This is a genomic window from Pseudomonas sp. ICMP 3272, assembly GCF_001466905.1.
Classification (GTDB): Bacteria; Pseudomonadota; Gammaproteobacteria; order Pseudomonadales; family Pseudomonadaceae; genus Aquipseudomonas; species Aquipseudomonas amygdali.
The window spans coordinates 31,981-51,649 of the sequence record NZ_LKEK01000054.1 but is presented as its reverse complement, the minus strand read 5'-3'; the positions used below and the strand labels follow the sequence as shown (position 1 = coordinate 51,649).

At 58.9% G+C, this 19,669-nt stretch carries 14 protein-coding genes; 7 read left to right on the top strand and 7 right to left on the bottom strand.

Annotated features, from left to right (window positions below):
- The 4 genes from AO068_RS14795 to thiO are packed head-to-tail and all read left to right on the top strand — an operon-like array spanning position 1 to position 5,250.
- On the top strand, positions 1–507 hold the full coding sequence (locus tag AO068_RS14795; RefSeq protein WP_058408740.1) for a pilus assembly PilX family protein: 507 nt from the start codon (positions 1–3) through the stop codon (positions 505–507).
- Positions 494–3,694 (top strand): pilus assembly protein, encoded by a 3,201-nt coding sequence (locus tag AO068_RS14790; RefSeq protein WP_058408739.1) that lies wholly within the window; start codon positions 494–496, stop codon positions 3,692–3,694. Before AO068_RS14795 ends, AO068_RS14790 begins: the two co-directional genes overlap by 14 nt.
- A gap of 11 nt (positions 3,695–3,705) precedes the next feature.
- On the top strand, positions 3,706–4,110 hold the full coding sequence (locus AO068_RS14785) for a type IV pilin protein (RefSeq protein ID WP_058408738.1): 405 nt from the start codon (positions 3,706–3,708) through the stop codon (positions 4,108–4,110).
- 27 nt (positions 4,111–4,137) lie between these two features.
- Positions 4,138–5,250 carry a glycine oxidase ThiO gene (thiO, locus tag AO068_RS14780; RefSeq protein ID WP_058408737.1) on the top strand — a complete coding sequence of 371 codons (1,113 nt, stop codon included), beginning with the start codon at positions 4,138–4,140 and terminating at the stop codon, positions 5,248–5,250.
- Positions 5,251–5,252: 2 nt separating this feature from the next.
- Here the strand turns inward: thiO and AO068_RS14775 are convergent, their stop codons facing one another.
- The 7 genes from AO068_RS14775 to AO068_RS14745 form a co-directional block, all read right to left on the bottom strand.
- Positions 5,253–8,342: an efflux RND transporter permease subunit gene (locus AO068_RS14775; RefSeq protein ID WP_058408736.1), complete on the bottom strand. Its 3,090-nt coding sequence runs from the start codon at positions 8,340–8,342 to the stop codon at positions 5,253–5,255.
- Positions 8,339–9,448, bottom strand: coding sequence for an efflux RND transporter periplasmic adaptor subunit (locus tag AO068_RS14770; RefSeq protein ID WP_058408735.1), 1,110 nt, complete (start codon positions 9,446–9,448; stop codon positions 8,339–8,341). The genes AO068_RS14775 and AO068_RS14770 overlap by 4 nt, the downstream gene beginning before the upstream one ends.
- A gap of 81 nt (positions 9,449–9,529) precedes the next feature.
- Positions 9,530–10,147: a TetR/AcrR family transcriptional regulator gene (locus AO068_RS14765; RefSeq protein WP_058408762.1), complete on the bottom strand. Its 618-nt coding sequence runs from the start codon at positions 10,145–10,147 to the stop codon at positions 9,530–9,532.
- A 510-nt stretch (positions 10,148–10,657) separates the two neighbouring features.
- Positions 10,658–11,995: a sigma-54-dependent transcriptional regulator gene (locus AO068_RS14760; protein ID WP_058408734.1), complete on the bottom strand. Its 1,338-nt coding sequence runs from the start codon at positions 11,993–11,995 to the stop codon at positions 10,658–10,660.
- A gap of 2 nt (positions 11,996–11,997) precedes the next feature.
- Entirely contained in the window at positions 11,998–13,590 is a 1,593-nt protein-coding gene (locus tag AO068_RS14755; protein WP_058408733.1) for a two-component system sensor histidine kinase NtrB, read from the bottom strand.
- Positions 13,580–13,819: a PP0621 family protein gene (locus tag AO068_RS14750; RefSeq protein ID WP_002551997.1), complete on the bottom strand. Its 240-nt coding sequence runs from the start codon at positions 13,817–13,819 to the stop codon at positions 13,580–13,582. The genes AO068_RS14755 and AO068_RS14750 overlap by 11 nt, the downstream gene beginning before the upstream one ends.
- Before the next feature lie 129 nt (positions 13,820–13,948).
- On the bottom strand, positions 13,949–14,971 hold the full coding sequence (locus AO068_RS14745; RefSeq protein ID WP_005733851.1) for an outer membrane protein assembly factor BamD: 1,023 nt from the start codon (positions 14,969–14,971) through the stop codon (positions 13,949–13,951).
- Positions 14,972–15,120: 149 nt separating this feature from the next.
- Here AO068_RS14745 and rluD point away from each other — a divergent pair, with 149 nt between their 5' ends.
- The 3 genes from rluD to clpB all read left to right on the top strand — a co-directional run bounded on the left by rluD (position 15,121) and on the right by clpB (position 19,543).
- A complete protein-coding gene (rluD, locus tag AO068_RS14740; protein ID WP_005895286.1) occupies positions 15,121–16,083 on the top strand; it encodes a 23S rRNA pseudouridine(1911/1915/1917) synthase RluD in 963 nt (320 codons plus the stop codon).
- Complete coding sequence (gene pgeF / locus AO068_RS14735) at positions 16,080–16,808, top strand: peptidoglycan editing factor PgeF (RefSeq protein ID WP_058408732.1); 729 nt, start codon at positions 16,080–16,082, stop codon at positions 16,806–16,808. Before rluD ends, pgeF begins: the two co-directional genes overlap by 4 nt.
- Positions 16,809–16,978: 170 nt before the next feature.
- Positions 16,979–19,543 (top strand): ATP-dependent chaperone ClpB, encoded by a 2,565-nt coding sequence (clpB, locus tag AO068_RS14730; RefSeq protein WP_058408731.1) that lies wholly within the window; start codon positions 16,979–16,981, stop codon positions 19,541–19,543.
- Positions 19,544–19,669 lie beyond the last annotated feature (126 nt).

Here is a 19,669-nt window from a genome sequence, read left to right as displayed (position 1 = left end):
ATGAACAAGACCATGCATTTCACCTCAACACAGACTTACGCTTTCCCTGCCAGACAGCGCGGCATGGTGCTGCTGGTCAGTCTTGTGTTCCTGTTGCTGCTGACATTGCTGGGCATTTCCTCCATGCAGAACGCCACATTGCAGGAGAAGATGGCGGGCAGTGTGACGGTTCGTAATGTTTCGTTTCAGGCAGCCGAGGCACAGCTGCGTCTCGGTGAGTCCAGGATCATGGAGTCCAATTTTGCAATGGCAGTCTGTAACTCATTTGCTGCCTGCGCCCCGCCTGTTGATTCGACAACGGTACAGAATCCGGGGCTGGGCACTTCCGGGGTGACCTGGATCGGAACTAGCGCTGCGATGTTTGGCATTCAGAATCTGGGTACAACGCCTACGCCCATAAAACGTCCTGAAAATTGTACGGGCTCGGTAACGATGTATCGGGTAACAGCCATCGCCATTCAAGGCACCTCGCGAACGGTGCTGGAGAGTATCTATGCCAATTGCTAAGGCGCTTCGTGGTGGCTTGAAATACCTTTATGGCGCGCTGCTTGCGCTGTATCTGGCAAGCCCGGTTTACGCCTTCACGCCAGCGCAAGTGCCCCTGTTGAGCTCTCCGGCGGTGCCACCAAACCTTATGTTGCTGGTCGATAACTCGGGCAGTATGTACAACATCATCTGGGATTCAGGGTTTGACGCATCGGTCAATCGTCCAAATATTGGTTACTACTCGACTCAGTGCCTGAGTGGCTTGATTACCGTAGCGTGCCCGTTCATGAGCACCATTTCGGACGACCAGACCCTGTCGGTGGGGGATATCAACGCCAACAGCATATTTACTCTTTCACTCATGTGTCCATTTGGCGGTCGTGCAGTATTTCGCAATGGCATTCAGTACTGCCTTAATTTGCCGGATCCAGCCGGTAGCGGGCTGACCCGTTATACCGCTGATTACCTGTCTTATCTCATTGATCTGGTCAGCCCCAACTTTTTTGGTGTTCGAAACTACACCAATGGCGTAATTCCCAATGACTATCGAATGAACGTCGCGAAAACCGTGGCGACCAATCTGGTGACCAACAATACATCGCTCAGGATTGGCCTCGCGTCTTTCAACCAACCCACAAACAGTGATCCTGGTCCCGGAGGCAAGATTGCCAGGGTGGTCGCGGACCTCTCTCCGGTAGCGGTCAGCACTTATCAAACCACTGGCGTCTCTCAACAGCAGGCTACGCAGAATATTACTGACCTCAAAACGGCCATCACCAACCTGACCCCGTCAGCCAATACCCCACTGGCTGAAACCTATTACGAGATCACCCGCTACTTCCGGGGGATGACGCCGTTCTATCAAAGCGGATCGACCTATGTGAGTCCGATCCAGTACCGCTGCCAGAAAAACTATGGCGTCGTGATTACCGATGGCTTGCCCACCTATGATCGTACGTTCCCCACCAACGACCCTGACGATGTCCTGGACACCACTCGCTCGCTACCCAACTGGGATTTAAACGCAGCCAATGACGGTGCCAACCTGTCTGGCGATGGTGAGGGAGATACGCTGTATCTGGACGATCTTGCCAAGTTCGCCTATGACATCGATCTGCGCCGGGATGCTGTGACTGCCGGGGGCGACCTGACCGGCAAAAGCTGGGACACCGCAGGCTTTGTAAAACAGAATATGAGCACCTATACCATCGGGTTCACTGCATCGAATCAGATGTTGAACGATGCGACCGATGATAATCATGGCCATGGCAAATACTTCCAGGCCAATGACAGCGCGGGGCTGACATCTGCCTTGAATCTGGCATTGAGCGATATCTATGCCAAGGTCGGTTCTGGCGCAGGCGGGGCGGCAAACTCATCAACGCTCCAGTCGGGGACTCAGTTCTACCAGACGCTGTACGACCCAACCGATTGGCATGGCACTATCAAAGCCTACAACCTGGATCAGACCAATGGAGCGTTGAGTGCACCGGTCTGGACTACCGACACCGCCATCGTCAGTGGGGCAACGGCACCGGTCTTCGAATCCTGGAACGTTGCCACTCCGGGGAGGATCGCTCTGGATTACAACGCCTTCAGCACTGCTCAACAGACGGCACTGAACGCTACCTTGCCAACCAATGCCACCGGGGCAGAGCTTATCGCCTGGGCCAAGGGGACCACCAACGCGAAGTTCAGGACACGTACCCGGCTGCTGGGCGATATAGTCAACTCTTCGCTTGGTACTGCATTCCCTTCACAAAAGACCGCCGCCGACCTGACAGGTGACACCACTTACACCACCTATCTGGCCACCAAGGCAAACAGCATGACTCCCAGCATTCTGGCCAATGCCAATGACGGCTTTTTCAACGTTATCAATACCAGTGATGGTTCAAGACGATACGCCTACATGCCATCCACCGCCCTGACTTCACTGGCTACCATTGCATCGACCACTTATGGATCCGGCGTGCACAAGTTCACCGTGGATGGGCAGATTGCAGTGTTTGATACGCAATTGTCAGCCGGTTCAGCGTGGCGCACCGTCGCTTATGGTGGTACCGGGGCCGGAGGCAAGGCGTTCTTCGCGATCAAGCTATTTGAGGGGACGAGTAACACAGTCAGCGCGTTATGGGAGGTCAAGGCACCTGACACGTCCGACACCAACAACAAATTCAACAATCTTGGATACGCCTATTCCAAACCGGATGTCGCGCGGATGGCGGATGGCACCGGGATTATGGTGGTCGGGAACGGTTATGGCAGTTTCACCGGCAGAGCGTCGCTGTATGTATTGAATGCCAATACCGGGGTGTTCATTGCCGAGATCCAGACGCCGGTGCTTAACAACGAAACCGATAACGGGCTTTCTTCGGTCAAATTGCGTGTCAACGCTCAGAATGTGGTTCAGGCCGCCTACGCGGGCGACCTGAAGGGGCGGCTTTGGAAGTTCGACCTGAGTGGTGCAACCTCCGCCAGCTGGAAAGTGGCTTTTGGCGGCGCGCCTTTGTTCACGGCACCGCGTGGTGCCAACCAACCGATAACGGTTCAACCCTTCTTGCTCGATCATCCGCTCAACGGCAAGATCGTTTATTTCGGGACAGGCAAGTTTCTGGAAGTTGCAGACAAGCAAACCACTGCCCTTCAGGACTTTTACGCGATATGGGATGCCGACTCCGGAACGGGTAGCACTGTCGAGGCGAACCTGCAGGCGCAGGCGGTCAATGGCAGCGTCATCAGTAACGGAACTACCTATTTCACATCGACAACCAATGATGTGGATTGGTCAGTCAAGAAAGGCTGGTACATGCCGCTCTCCGCCGTAGCACCCTATCTGGGGGAGCGAATCATTTATCCCGCGCAGACCAGTAGGGGCCGGATTATTTTCTCGACTGCATCCGTAAACTCCGCCGACCCTTGTGAGAGCACCGGCACCGGTCGTTTATTCGAGCTCAATGCCGCGACTGGCAGCATGCTTAACTATCAGGTGCTTGATACCAGCGGCGATAGCGCTATCAACAGTTCAGACTTGCTTGTCGCGGGACTGGGGTACACCGGCATCCCGGTCGTCTCAGCTATCGTCTCGGGTGCCGGGAACGGCAATGATGTGAAGATCGTTAATAACTCCACGGGCAATCCGGCTGAGCCTCTGCAGGAAAAGGGCGGGAGTGGCAGCCAACGCATCATGTGGCGACAAATCCAATAGGGAAACGAATCATGCGAGCGATATCCAGGGGCTTTACGTTGATCGAACTCATGATCGTCGTGGCGATTGTCGGTATTCTGGCGGCCATCGCGTATCCCAGCTACACCGAATACGTGAAGCGTACCCAGCGGTCGGCGATTGCCAGCCTGCTGTCAGAGCAGACCCAAGCGCTGGAACGCTTTTATTCGCGAAGCAATTCGTCTACTTATGTGAACGCTACCGTGAGCGGAGGCAATTCCTATTACACGATAGTGCTGGTACCCACTGCCACCGACTTCACCCTGACGGCTACCCCTATCGCAGGCACGCTGATGGCCGGTGACAAATGCGGCAGTTTCGTGATCACCAACACCGGTGCGCGCAGCAACACTGGCGCTACCTCGGGCGTGACCACCAAAGACTGCTGGGGCCGCTAAAACCGTTTTTCTTGTCCCGAGACCAAGATGTCCAAGCAAAAAACAGTCATTGTAGGCGGTGGCGTCATAGGTCTGCTGACCGCCTTCAATCTCGCCTCCGAGCAGGTCAGCGTCGTGTTGCTGGATCGTTCGGGCGTTGGCCAGGAGTCTTCCTGGGCGGGCGGCGGAATTGTTTCGCCGCTTTACCCGTGGCGCTACAGTCCGGCAGTCACCGCGCTGGCGCACTGGTCGCAGGACTTCTACCCGCATCTCGCCGAGCGCTTGTTCGCACAGACCGGTATCGATCCCGAGGTTCACAAGACAGGCCTGTACTGGCTCGACCTTGACGACGAACAGGCTGCGCTTGAATGGGCGGTACGCGAGAAACGCTCATTGACCAGTGTCGATATCTCGGCGGTGAACGATGCCGTACCGGTTCTGGGGGAGGGCTATTCGCGGGCCATCTACATGGCCGACGTGGCCAACGTGCGCAATCCCCGGCTGGTCAAGTCGCTCAAGGCTGCCTTGCTGGCGATGCCCAATGTCGAGATCCGCGAGCAGTGCGAAGTCAGCGGTTTTGTGCGCGAGGGCAGCAGGGTTTCGGGCGTGAGCACGGCTTCAGGCGATGTAACCGGGGATCGGGTGATCCTGGCAGCAGGCGCGTGGAGTGGTGAACTGCTCAAGACCCTTGGTCTGGACCTGCCGGTCGAGCCGGTGAAAGGCCAGATGATTCTCTACAAGTGTGCGTCGGACTTCCTCTCCAGCATGGTGCTGGCCAAAGGGCGCTACGCGATCCCGCGCCGTGACGGCCACATACTCATCGGCAGCACCCTGGAACATGAAGGGTTCGACAAGACCACCACGCATGCCGCGCTGGAAAGCCTCAAAGCGTCGGCCATCGAATTGCTTCCGGAGCTGACCAACGCTGAGCCTGTCGCTCAATGGGCAGGCCTGCGTCCCGGCTCGCCCGAGGGCATTCCGTTCATCGGGCCGCTGGCCGGGTTTGATGGCCTGTGGCTCAACTGCGGTCATTACCGCAACGGCCTGGTGCTGGCCCCGGCTTCCTGCCAGTTGATCACTGACCTGCTGCTGAACCGCGAGCCCATTATTGATCCTTCGCCTTATACACCTTCAGGGCGTTTGCATTTTCCGACTGACTGAACTCAGGCAGGCTGTGTCTCCAGGCGTCGCCCGCTGCCATCCGGCCTGATCCTGAACCAGATCGAGTACATGGCCGGCAAAAACACCAGGGTCAGCACCGTACCCGCAAAGGTGCCGCCGATCAGCGTGTAGGCGAGCGTGCCCCAGAACACCGAATGGGTGAGCGGGATAAAGGCCAGAATGGCGGCCAGCGCTGTCAGTATCACGGGGCGCGCACGTTGTACGGTGGCCTCGACCACCGCTTGAAACGGGTCGAGCCCCGCCTGCTCGTTGTGGTGTATCTGGCCGATCAGAATCAGCGTGTTGCGCATCAGAATGCCGGACAGTGCGATCAGCCCGACCAGCGCATTGATGCCGAATGGCTGCTGAAAGAGGATCAGCGTAGGCACCACACCGATCAGCCCCAGCGGGCTGGTCAGGAAGACCATGACCATGGCGGATATCGAACGCACCTGAAGAATCAGGATGATCAGCGTGACTGCCAGCATGATCGGAAACAATGGCAGCATCGCTGCCATGGCCTTGCCGGACTCCTCGATTGAACCTGCCTGCTCGATCCGGTAGCCGCTGGGCAGCTTGTCGATAATCGACTGTAACTGTCGGGTTATGGCTGTCGACACATCCGGTGGTTGCAGGCCGTCGGCTATGTCGCCCCGAACAGTGATGGTCGGCGTGCGGTCGCGTCGTCGCATCACCGGTTCCTCCATGCGCACATCAACGGTACCAATCTGCGACAGCGGAACACGTTGCCCGTCGACGCCGGTGAGGGTGAAGTCCATTATCTTCGCCGGATCGAGTCGGGTTTCGCCAGCCGAGCGGGCGACGACCTGCACGGTGCGAATATCCTCGCGCACTGCCGTGACGGGCAGACCTGTCAGGAGAAACTGCAGTTGCTGAGCGACCTGGCTGGAACTCAGCCCCATGGCCTGCATACGGTCCTGTTGCAAAGTGAAATGCAGCGCCGGAGTACGTGTGCCCCAGTCGGTATTGACGGTGCGCATCATCGGGCTGGCGTTCAGAACCTGTTGCACCTGCGCCGCAATGCTGCGCAGTGTTTCCGGGTCGCGTCCGGCAATACGGTAGGCGACGGGGTAGGGCGAATAGGGGCCGAAGACCAGTTGCGTGACCCTTACCTGTGCCTCTGCAGCCAGCCCCTCGGAAATAGCCTGGCGCAATCGGTGTTTCAGCGCTTCACGCTGTTCCTGGCTGTCAGTGCGCACTACGATCTTGGCGAATGACGGGTCAGGCAATTCCGGCCCCATCGCCATGTAGAAGCGTGGTGCACCCTGACCAATGTAGGCGGTAACGATCCCGGCTTCCGACTGCTCGGCCAGCCAGCTTTCCACTTTTGCAGCGGCCGCACTGGTTTGAGAGATCGAGGTGCCATAAGGCATCTGCAGTTCGATCAATACTTCAGGACGATCGGACACTGGAAAGAACTGTTTCTTGACCAGTCCCATGCCAATCACGGCCAGCACAAAGAGCCCGATGACCGAGCCTGCTACCAGCCATTTGCCTGCAATGACGCGCGCCAGAATCCGACGGAAGCGGTTGTAGCGCGGCGTGTCGTAAAGCGTTGCGTGTCCGCCTTCGACCTGCTTCACCTCAGGCAACAGTTTCACGCCCAGATACGGGGTGAAAAACACGGCGACCACCCACGAGGCAATCAGCGCGATACCGACGATCCAGAACATATTGCTGGTGTATTCGCCTGCCGTGGAGCGCGCGAAGCCGTTAGGCATGAAGCCGACAGCGGTGACCAACGTGCCGGATAACATCGGCGCGGCGGTGTGGCTCCAGGCATACGCAGAGGCAGCGACGCGGTCGTATCCTTCTTCCATCTTCACCACCATCATTTCGATGGCGATGATCGCATCATCTACCAGCAGCCCGAGTGCCAGGATCAGCGAGCCCAGTGTGATCCGGTCGAAATTCTTGCCGCTCATGGCCATGATTACGAAGACCACCGCCAGGGTCAGCGGGACGGCGGCAGCAACCACCACACCGACACGCCAGCCCATGCTGATAAAACAGACCAGCATGACCACCAGCAGTGCGACGAAGAACTTGATCATGAACTCATCGACCGCCGAACTGATATTGACGGCCTGATCCGTGACCTTGCTAAGGCTCATGCCCAGTGGTAGTTCGGCGTTGATCGCGCCCACTTCCTGGTCCAGTGCCGTTCCCAGGTCCAGCCCGTTCCAGCCATCGCGCATGACGATCCCCAGCAGCAGCGCAGGCTCGCCGCCGTTGCGAATCATGAACGTCGCCGGATCTTCGTAACCGCGCTTTACTGTGGCAATGTCCGCCAGCTTCAATGTCCGGCCCTGTGCCACAACAGGTGTATCGCGGATTTTCTGCAGCTCATCGAAAGCGCCGTCGAGCCTGATAAATACCTGCGGTCCTCGGGTTTCGACCGAGCCTGCGGCAGTCAGCGCGTTCTGGTCGTTCAGCGCGGCAAATACCGTTTGAGGGCTGATACCCAGCGTTGCCAGGCGCTCGTGAGAGAACTCGACGTAGACTCGTTCGGGCTGCTCGCCCACGATATTGACCTTTTTCACTCCCGGCACATGCAGCAAGCGCTGGCGCAGTGATTCGGCGTCACGTGCCAGTACGCGCTGCGGCTCGCCTTTAGCCTTCAGCGCGAACAGCGCGAAGGTGACGTCCGAATACTCGTCGTTGACCATCGGCCCGATAACCCCGGACGGAAGCGTCATGGCCTCATCACCGATTTTCTTGCGCGCCTGGTAAAACTCATCCGGCACTTGCGACGGCGGCGTGCTGTCGAGCAGAGTCAGGGTGGTGAATGCCATGCCCGGTCTGGTGTAGGTTTCAGCGCGGTCGTACCAGCGCAGCTCCTGAAGGCGCTTTTCAATCTTCTCCGCCACCTGATCCTGCATCTCCTGGGCGGTTGCTCCCGGCCAGACGGACACCACGGTCATTACCTTGACGGTAAATGCCGGGTCTTCGGCCCGGCCCAGTTTGAAAAAGGCAATGATCCCGGCCAGCGAAATCAGGCAAACAAGGAACAGGGTAATCGAGCGCTCGCGGACGGCCAGCGCTGACAGATTGAAACGGTCATTACTCATGGGCGCGCGCTCTGTGCCAAAGCCGCTTGAGCGGTCACTCTTACTTGCTGGCCTTCGTGCAGAAGGTGCGCGCCAAGTGCGACTATTCGTGTGCCTGGCTTGAGCTGCGTACTGATGCTGGCTTGCTCGTCATCAAGCTGCTGAACCACTACTGGCGTCCAGTAAACCTGTGCTGGTTCCCCTTGAATGACCCAGATGCCCGGTCCCTTGCCTGCGTCATACAGCGCGCCGATTGGCACCCGCAACGTGCTTTGCCCGGCGCTATCTGCACTGGGGATTTTCACGGTGATGGTGGTGCCCAGCGGGGCATTTGCCATCTCGCCTTCCAGTATCCAGCGTGCTTCAAAGGTGCGGGTCTGACGGTCCGCAACGTCCGACAGCTGTCGCAAGCGTGTCGTGGCGCTGATGTCCTGATTGCCGAACAGCGTGGCCTGGGCGATAGAGCCGATACGGGGGCGCAGGTTTTCCGGAAGTTGAATAACCGCTTCACGCGGTCCGGCGTGGGCCACGCGTACCACGGCTTGCCCTGCACTGACGACCTGACCGGGCTCAACGAGGGTTTCCATGACAATGCCGTCGGCATCCGCCACAAGGTCTGCGTAGCGAGTTGCATTGAGAGCAACTTCTGCCTGCGCTTCGGCTGCACTGAGTCGAGCTTTGGCCGAATCAGCCGTCGACTTGATCTGGTCGTAGCTTGACGCTGAAATGGCGCCACTGCTGCGCAGGCTTCGGTAACGTATCTCTTCGTCTGCGGCCTGCTTTGCCTGGGCTCTGGCCGCATTCACTGCTTCGCGTTGGGCGTTGGCAGCGAGCTTCAGGTCGGCTGGGTCGATACGCATCAACGGTTGACCGCGCTTGACGGCCTGCCCGGTATCGACAAACCGCTCCAGCACCTTGCCGGACACCCGAAAACCAAGGTCGCTTTGCACCCGCGCCGCCACGGTTCCGGTGAAGGAACGGGGCTCCAGGCCGGCCTCCTGGAGGCTCGCAACACGTACCAGTGGCGCTTCTGTGCGCGGGTCAGCTGGCGTTTTTTCGTTGCAGCCGGTCAGGACAGCCGGCAAAACACTGGCGAGAGCAAGCAAAACGAATCGGTGCCGGAGCATGGGAATCTCAATGTGCAGTGATCAGTGTCTGCACTTTGATTCCAGTGACCAATTTAGTCAATAGTCACAACTGTTGTTTTGTTAAGGCGACAGGCTGCGCAGCACCAGGCTGGATAACTGACTCGGCCCTTCGTCGGTGTGCTCGAAGCTGTATTGCAGCAGCAGCGGGTTGATGTAGGGGCGCATGATCAGATAGATCGCCATGACCGTTTCATCAAGAGGCGTCTTGCGCTCGAAGTCGCCGGTCTGTCGGCCTTCCTGCAGAATGTCCCGGAGAGTGGCCTTGAGGTGTTCCTCGTAAACCAGCGTCGCCTGCCAGCGTTCGGTAGCTGCCGATGTGGCGATTTCGTACAGCTTGCGGTCCTGCGAAAACAGGCGAATGCTTGCCTCAACGACTGATTTGAACATGCGTCGCAGCTTTTCCGGTGGCTTGTCAGTTTGGCTGATTGCAGCGCTGACTTCGGCCTCGATTTCACTCAGGCAGTGGGCGCAGATCATCTCGCCGATGGCCTGTTTGGACTCGAAGAATTTGTAGATGTACGCCTTGGAAAAACCGATAGCCCTGGCGAGATCGGACACGGTGGTCTTGCCGTAACCGTACTGGCTGAAATGTTCGGTGGCCGCAATCACGATCTGATCACGAATCTCATGGTCCACCGGACCACGGCCTGCTGCGGGATTGCTGATGTTTTTGCTCATGAGGCGGAGCTTACTGACATTGGCGTAAGTGGACAATAAGTGACATTGTTGGGAATTGGTCACGACCATTACGCTCTCAACGCATGCGACATCCAACCGGGATAGGACGCAGAGCGTCCAGAAACGCATGCCGACGCGGAGCGTCGCACGATAGTGGAGATTATCGTTCCTCGCGCCCTAGCCCAGACACTTATCGTTCCTCACGCTCCAGCGTGGGAATGCCTGGGGTGACGCTCCGCGTCACAAATCTGCGCTGCGCCGCCTATTCAGGATAGGACGCAGAGCGTCCAGAAAGGCATGCCGACGCGGAGCGTCGCACGATAGTGGAGATTATCGTTGCCCAGACACTTATCGTTCCTCACGCTCCAGCGTGGGAATGCCTTGCGTGACGCTCTGCGTCACAAATCTGCGCCGCGCCGCTTATTCAGGATAGGACGCAGAGCGTCCAGAAATGGCATGCCGACGCGGAGCGTCGCACGATAGTCGGTCAGGCTGTGCCGTACGGAGCGCTCAATCCAGGCCCAGTTTCTTCAGCCGGTAACGCAGCGATCTGAAGGACAAGCTGAGCCTTTCTGCCGCTGCGGTACGGTTCCAGCGGGTTTCTTCCAGGGCCTGCAGAATGAGCTTGCGCTCGATGCTTTCCAGGTAGTCTTCAAGATTGTCGATGTCGGCCAGGCTAGGACCGTTGTGCTCCTGGGGGCTGGCGGACTCTGCAAGGCGAAGGTCGCTGGCATGGATTTCATCGTTTTCACAGAGCGTGTAGGCGCGCTCCAGCATGTTTTCCAGTTCGCGCACGTTACCGGGGAATCGGTAGCTCTTCAGCGTGTCCAGCGCCTGCGCATTCAGGCGCGCCACCGGTTGCGTGCCATTGCCGGCAAGTCTTCGGAGAACACTGGCTGCCAGTTGATCGATATCCTCGCGCCGCTCGCGCAATGAGGGGACGCGCACTTCGATCACGTTCAACCGGTAATACAGATCCTGACGGAAACGGCCTGCCGCAACCTCTGCATTCAGGTTCTTGTGCGTGGCGCACAGAATGCGTACGTCCACAATCTGTTCTTGCTGGCTGCCTACGCTGCGGATGGATTTTTCCTGGATGGCTCGCAACAGTTTTACCTGCATGGCCAGCGGCAGGTCGGCCACCTCGTCGAGAAACAGCGTCCCGGTATGTGCCGCCTGAAACAGACCAGGCTTGTCTTCGTGGGCACCGCTGAAACTGCCTTTGCGATGGCCAAAGAATTCGCTTTCCATCAGCTCGGAAGGAATGGCCCCGCAATTCACCGGTATGAACGGTTTGTCGATGCGCGGGCCCTGCTCGTGGATCAGCCGCGCTACAAGCTCCTTGCCACTGCCCGATTCGCCGCTGATGTAGATCGGCGCCTGACTGCGGGCCAGCTTGCCGATCTGGTTGCGCAAGGTACGCATCGCCAGCGAGTCGCCCAGCAGGCGGCTGTCGATGCTGCGTGCTGGCTGGGCGCAAGGCAGGCTCAGCGCACTATTGACCAGTTCGCGCAGCCTGCCGAGGTCAACCGGCTTGGTCACAAAATCGAAAGCCCCGGCCTTGAGCGCGTTAATCGCGGTGTCCAGGTTGCCGTGGGCAGTGATCATCGCCACCGGCAAATGGGGGTAGCCGTGCTGGATATGCTGGACCAGCTCAAGGCCATTGCCGTCGGGCAGACGCATGTCGGTCAGGCACATGTCGAACGGCTCGCGGGCCAGCCAGTCGTGGGCCTCGGCAACATTGCGGGCGCATCGGGTATCGAGTTTCATGCGCCCCAGAGTGATCTCCAGCAGTTCGCGGATATCCGGCTCGTCATCGACTATCAGGATTTTTTGCCGTTGGCTCATGCTCAGCTCGTTTTGAACGGGTGGGCGAAGGTTATGCGCAGACAACTGCCGCCACCTTGCCGCGGGACGTATTCCAGGTGCGCCTGATTGCTTTCGCACAGCTCGCGTGACAGATATAGACCAAGACCGGTGCCTTTGCTTTCCGTGGTGAAAAACGGCTCGAACAGCTTGGCCAAATGTTGCTCGCTGACCCCAGGCCCGTCGTCCTGCACTTCAAGAATCGGCAAGTCGCTTTGTTGGTCATGATGCAGCTTCAGCCAGACCTGCGCTGACGAATGATTTCTGCCGCTGTAGCGCAGGCCGTTCTGCAGCAGGTTGGTCATGATCTGGGTCAGTTGCCCGGAATCCATGCGGGTTGTCAGTGTTCCGGGGCTGATTTCAACATGAACCGACTGTCCGGCCATGGCGGCACTGCGAAACTCGGCAACAAAGTTTTCCAGCCAGGTTTTCAGGTCCAGCAATTCGGGTTGCGACTCACGCCGGCGTGACAGTTGCAGAACATTTTCGATGACCCGATCAATACGCCCCGACTGGTCATGAATTATCTGCCCAAGGCGTCGGTCCGCTGCGCTGAGTTCTTCAGATTCGTTGAGTAACTGTGCGGCATGGCTGACTGCGCCCAGCGGGTTGCGTATCTCGTGGGCAATCCCGGCGGTCAAGCGTCCCAGCGCGGCGAGCTTGAGCTGCTGCGCTTGATGAGCAATTTGCGACAGGTCTTCAAGAAAGATCAGCGTCTGGCGCTGATCGCCACGATTGAGTGCGGCAAAGCTCGGTTGCAGCACCGGCCCGATGGGTGAAGTCGTGACGCTGCGCGGCACCATGATCGGGTTGACGAGCCACTGACGCAGGCGTTCCACCAACTGCGGCGAGTAAGCGTCGATAACCTGGCCGACCAGTCGCTCGTGGCCGAGCAGGGTCAGGGCTCCTTGATTGGCCAGCAGCACTTGGCGGTTGGCATCCAGTACCAGAATGCCGGTGCGCATGCGTTGCAGAATCAGCGCGTTGAGTTCTTCAAGGTTGTTGACATCCGCTGCCCGCTGTTCGGCCAGCACTTCGCTGACCTGCATGCGCGCTGTCAGCGCCTGCACCAGCAGTGCGGCGGCGAAGCACAGTGCACCCAGAGAACCGGCCTGCACGTAGTCATTGGAAACCGACGGTGTACCGAAGCTGATATAGAACGTCAGGTAGATGATGCCGATGGCAGAAACGGCGGCGATCAGCAGGCCGATACGGCCCCGCAGCAGCACATTGCTGATTGCCACGGAAGCAATCAACAGATTGCCGATGCCGCTGGAAGGGCCACCCGCCGCGTAGAACAGCGCAGAGAGCATGATTGCGTCAGTCATTGCCAGACTGAACAGCTGCGCCTGACGGCTGGGACGCTCCAGCAGCACGACGACCAGAATGTTGAACACCAGATACAGCCAGCAACCCGAGCGGAACAGGTTTGGATTGGCCAGTTGCAACAGTTCGGTTTCCAGACTGCTGGAAATCAGCAGGACCAGTACCACGCCGATGGTCAGTCGATAAAGGTGGTAAAGCCGCAGAATCCTTTGCGCCTGTGGGCTGGCAAGCGAGGGCGTGTCAGCGGTCACGTGCCGCAGGGCCTTCCAGGCGGTGTGCCTCGCTGCAATACCATTGCTGTGCCTGGCTCAGCGCGCGATCCTGAGGCAGATGAACGCCACAGTGTGCGCAGCGCACCATCGGGGTGGCCGCTATTTCAGGCGGCTCGGCACGGGATTTCGGCTTGGGGGGATTGATCAGGCGCTTGACGAACCAGATCACCGCCGCGATCAACGCGGCCCACATAAGTAAGCGAACCATGACTACCAGCTTAGTGATTGACGATGGCGCAGTGTAGCCAAGGTACAGTCAGGCGCACAGTGGCTGCGGCGCATAAATGTGCTGCATAAAAAAAGAGGCCCGAAGGCCTCTTTCTTAATGCCGTGAAGATCAGTCGAACAGACCCAGGGTCATGTAGCTGAACCACGAACGGCTCTTGGTGCCCTTCGCTTCGGCGTCTTTTTCCGCCTGCTCGTCCAGCTCTGCCTGATTTTCCGGCAACAGCTCTTTCGGAATGGCGTCCTTGGCGTCCTGATACTGCTTCTTGATGTCCTGATCGGCACGGGTCTGGCCCGGTGGCAGCGGTGCGCTACCGTCGATCAGGCCAAGGGTCGCTTTCGACAGCCACGAGCGGTTGTCGGCTTCGGCCTGACGCGGGGTGAACTTGCCGTCGGCCAACTGCGGGTGGTTAGGGTAGTTGGTCTTGAGCACTTCAAGGCTGGTGGCTGCCAGGTCGTCGAGGTGCAGACGCTGATAGGACTCGACCATCACGGCCAGACCGTCACCTACCGATGGCGTCTCCTGGAAGTTTTCCACGACATAGCGGCCACGGTTGGCGGCGGCGACATAGGCCTGACGGGTCAGGTAGTAGTCGGCCACGTGAATTTCGTAGGAGGCCAGCAGGTTGCGCAGGTAGATCATGCGCTGCTTGGCATCCGGCGAATAGCGGCTGTTCGGGAAGCGGCTGGTCAACTGAGCGAACTCGTTGAACGAGTCGCGGGCAGCACCCGGGTCACGTTTGGTCTGGTCCAGCGGCAGGAAGCGCGCCAGCAGGCCGACATCCTGATCGAAGGAGGTCAGGCCCTTCATGTAATACGCGTAATCGACGTTCGGGTGCTGTGGATGCAGGCGGATGAAACGCTCGGCAGCGGATTTGGCTGCTTCGGGTTCACCGTTCTTGTAGTTCGAGTAGATCAACTCGAGCTGGGCCTGATCAGCGTAGCGACCGAACGGATAGCGTGATTCCAGCGCCTTGAGTTTCTCCGTGGCACTGTTATAGCTGTTATTTCCCAGGTCGGCCTGCGCCTGCTGGTACAGCTCGACTTCGCTGAGGTTTTCGTCGATGACTTCCTTCGACGAACAGGCCGCAGTCAATGCGAGGATGGCGATCAGCAGCAGGTGTTTCACTTGCATGGCGGCTTGCGTCCCTATAACGGCCTGCTGTCTTGGGCGGGGCCGTCCTGTTATGATGAGCGCCCCGCGATACCGGCGGGACAAAAGACGCCGTATTTAACCACAAGCGCGCTGCCGAAACCAAAGGCTAGCCGCCACCTAGTCTGGTCATGTCCGAAAATATAGAACTCCGCGCAGAGGTGCCGTCCGAATTGGGCGGTCAACGCCTCGATCAAGTCGCCGCACAATTATTCGCTGAGCACTCGCGCTCGCGCCTTTCCGCCTGGATCAAGGACGGCCGCCTGACTGTGGACGGAGGCGTATTGCGCCCCCGCGACATCGTGCATGGTGGCGCTGTTCTCGAGCTGATTGCCGAGCAGGAGGCCCAGGGTGAATGGGTTGCTCAGGACATCGAGCTCGACATCATCTATGAAGACGACCAGATCCTCGTCATCAACAAGCCTGCGGGTCTGGTGGTGCATCCGGCTGCCGGTCATGCCGACGGTACGCTGCTCAATGCCTTGCTGCACCATGTGCCGGACATCATCAATGTTCCGCGTGCCGGCATCGTGCATCGCCTGGACAAGGACACCACTGGTCTGATGGTGGTCGCCAAGACCATTCAGGCACAGACCCAACTGGTTACCCAGTTGCAGAGTCGCAGTGTCAGCCGTATCTACGAGTGCATCGTGATCGGCGTGGTGACCGCAGGCGGCAAGATCGACGCACCGATCGGTCGTCACGGCCAGCAGCGTCAGCGCATGGCCGTGATGGAAGGCGGCAAGCAGGCGGTCAGTCATTACCGCGTGCTGGAGCGCTTCCGTTCGCACACGCATGTGCGCGTCAAGCTGGAAACCGGCCGTACGCACCAGATCCGCGTGCACATGGCGCATATCAACTACCCGTTGGTCGGCGACCCGGCCTATGGTGGTCGTTTCCGCATTCCGCCAGCCGCCAGCCTGACCATGGTCGACTCGCTCAAGACGTTCCCGCGGCAGGCGCTGCATGCCCGCTTCCTGGAGCTGGATCATCCGATCACCGGCAAGCGCATGAGCTGGGAATCGCCACTGCCGGATGATTTCGTCTGGTTGCTGTCGCTGCTCAAGCAGGATCGCGAGGCGTTCATCGGGTGAATGACTGGCTGACACCTGACTGGCCTGCGCCAGCTCGGATCAAGTCTTGCGTCACCACCCGCTCGGGCGGGGTCAGTCTGGCCCCGTTCGACAGCCTCAATCTGGGCGATCACGTCGATGACAGCCCGCAGGCCGTGGCGACCAATCGCCAGCGCCTGACCTCCAGTCTCAAGGCTCAGCCCGCCTGGTTGAAGCAGGTGCACGGCGTAGACGTCGTACCTGCCGATCCATCCCGCGTCGTCGAGGCCGATGCCAGCTGGACGAGCACGCCTGGCGTCGCCTGCACCATCATGACCGCCGATTGCCTGCCCGCGCTGTTCTGTCGTCGTGACGGTACGCGTGTGGCTGCCGCGCATGCCGGCTGGCGCGGGCTGGCGGCCGGGGTGCTGGAAGCGACGGCCGACAGCCTGCAGAGTGCTCCCGAAGACATCATGGTCTGGCTGGGGCCGGCCATCGGTCAGCCGTCGTTCGAAGTCGGTCCCGAGGTGCGCGAGGCCTTTACCGCCAGCCACCCGCAGACAGCCGCTGCGTTTGTCGCCAGTTCGAATCCTGATCGTTTCATGGCCGACATCTACGCGCTCGCCCGGTTACGACTGGCAGCCCAAGGTATCTCTGCCGTGTACGGCGGCGGGCTGGATACCTTCACCGATCCGCGCTTCTTTTCCTACAGACGTGCCGCGCGCACTGGCCGCTTCGCCTCGCTGATCTGGATTGATCACGCCTGATTGCAGGCTCTTTTGCGCGGGCCAGCTAGGCTTGGCTGAACACACGTCTGATCTGTATCAACCACGGCACGCTTGAAACGCGCAGAATCGTCCGCATCTAACTGGCTATTCAGCAGGTTTTCGTTATAGGTGTGTTCATTGCTCCGGCCTGCATTAAAGGAAGGTGACTAATGCGTATCGACAGATTGACCAGCAAATTACAGTTAGCGTTATCCGATTCCCAGTCGCTGGCCGTTGGCCTCGACCATCCCGCCATCGAACCTGCGCACTTGATGCAGGCGCTGCTTGAGCAGCAGGGCGGTTCCATCAAGCCTCTGCTGTTGCAGGTAGGCTTCGACATCAACAGCTTGCGCAAGGAACTGAGCGCAGAGCTGGACCGACTGCCAAAAATCCAGAACCCCACTGGCGACGTCAACATGTCGCAGGATCTGGCGCGCCTGCTTAACCAGGCCGACCGTCTGGCACAGCAGAAAGGCGATCAATTCATTTCCAGCGAGCTGGTCTTACTCGCGGCAATGGACGAGAACAGCAAACTCGGCAAATTGTTGCTGGGGCAGGGCGTCAGCAAGAAAGCTCTGGAAAACGCGATCAACAACCTGCGCGGCGAAGGTGCCGTGAATGACCCGAACATCGAAGAGTCGCGTCAGGCACTGGACAAGTACACCGTCGACCTGACCAAGCGCGCCGAAGAGGGCAAGCTCGACCCGGTGATCGGCCGCGATGACGAGATTCGTCGCACCATTCAGGTCTTGCAACGTCGTACCAAGAACAACCCGGTGCTGATCGGCGAACCTGGCGTGGGTAAAACTGCTATCGCCGAAGGCCTGGCGCAACGCATCATCAACGGCGAAGTGCCGGATGGCCTGCGCGGCAAACGCTTGCTGTCGCTGGACATGGGCGCATTGATTGCCGGTGCCAAGTACCGTGGTGAGTTCGAAGAGCGCCTGAAGTCGCTGCTCAACGAACTGTCCAAGCAGGAAGGCCAGATCATCCTGTTCATCGACGAACTGCACACCATGGTCGGCGCCGGCAAAGGCGAAGGCTCGATGGACGCTGGCAATATGCTCAAGCCTGCGCTGGCTCGCGGCGAGCTGCATTGTGTCGGTGCCACCACGCTCAACGAGTACCGCCAATATATAGAGAAGGACGCTGCACTTGAGCGTCGCTTCCAGAAAGTGCTGGTGGACGAGCCGAGCGAAGAAGACACCATCGCAATTCTGCGTGGCCTGAAAGAGCGCTATGAAGTGCACCACAAGGTCGCCATTACTGACGGTGCGATCATCGCCGCGGCCAAACTGAGCCATCGCTATATCACCGATCGCCAGTTGCCTGACAAGGCCATCGACCTGATCGACGAAGCGGCCAGCCGCATTCGTATGGAGATCGATTCCAAGCCTGAAGTGCTTGATCGTCTTGAGCGTCGCCTGATCCAGCTGAAAGTGGAAGCTCAGGCGCTCAAGAAGGAAAAGGATGAAGCGGCTATCAAGCGCTTGGAAAAACTCCAGGAAGAAGTGGTGCGCCTTGAAAAGGAATATGCCGATCTCGAAGAAATCTGGACCTCGGAAAAAGCTGAAGTAACGGGCTCTGCGCAGATCCAGCAGAAAATAGAGCAGTCCCGTCAGGAACTTGAAGCAGCGCGTCGTCGTGGCGACCTGAACCGCATGGCCGAGTTGCAGTACGGGATCATTCCGGACCTGGAACGCAGCCTGCAAATGGTCGATCAGCACGGCAAACCCGAGAACCAATTGCTGCGCAGCAAAGTGACCGAGGAAGAAATTGCCGAAGTCGTGTCAAAGTGGACCGGTATTCCAGTGTCGAAAATGCTGGAAGGCGAGCGCGAGAAGCTGTTGCGCATGGAAACCCTGCTGCACAACCGGGTAATCGGTCAGGAAGAAGCGGTGGTCGCGGTCTCCAATGCCGTACGTCGCTCGCGTGCTGGGCTTTCCGACCCGAATCGTCCAAGCGGTTCGTTCATGTTCCTTGGCCCGACCGGTGTGGGTAAGACCGAACTCTGCAAAGCGCTGGCCGAATTCCTGTTCGATACCGAAGAGGCGATGGTGCGTATCGATATGTCCGAGTTCATGGAGAAACATTCCGTGGCTCGTCTGATCGGCGCACCACCGGGCTATGTCGGTTACGAAGAGGGCGGCTACCTGACCGAAGCCGTGCGTCGCAAACCGTATTCGCTGATCCTGCTCGACGAGGTCGAGAAGGCGCATTCCGACGTGTTCAACATCCTGTTGCAGGTGCTTGAAGACGGACGCCTGACTGACAGCCACGGGCGGACGGTGGACTTCCGCAATACCGTGATCGTCATGACCTCCAACCTGGGCTCGGCGCAGATCCAGGAACTGGTCGGTGATCGTGAAGCGCAACGTGCTGCGGTGATGGATGCGGTCGGTACGCACTTCCGCCCGGAATTTGTGAACCGGATCGACGAAGTGGTGATCTTCGAACCGCTGGCGCGTGACCAGATCGCCGGTATCACCGATATTCAGCTGGGCCGCCTGCGCAAGCGTCTGGCTGAGCGCGAGCTGGCGCTGACCCTGAGCCCCGAGGCGCTGGACAAGCTGATTGCCGTCGGTTACGACCCGGTCTATGGAGCACGGCCGCTGAAGCGGGCGATCCAGCGCTGGATCGAGAACCCGCTGGCACAGATGATCCTCTCGGGCAGCTTCATGCCCGGTACCACCATCACCGGCAAGGTGGTCGACGACGAGATCGTGTTTGCCTGATAGCGCTCGCCAGCTCTATATAGAGGGCCCTCTCGCCGAGGGCCTTTTTTCTGAGGATGCTGCCAGCAGTAAAATCGGGCCTGAAAGGGGATCTGGGAAAAAATCGCAAATCATTGTCTTAAAAAG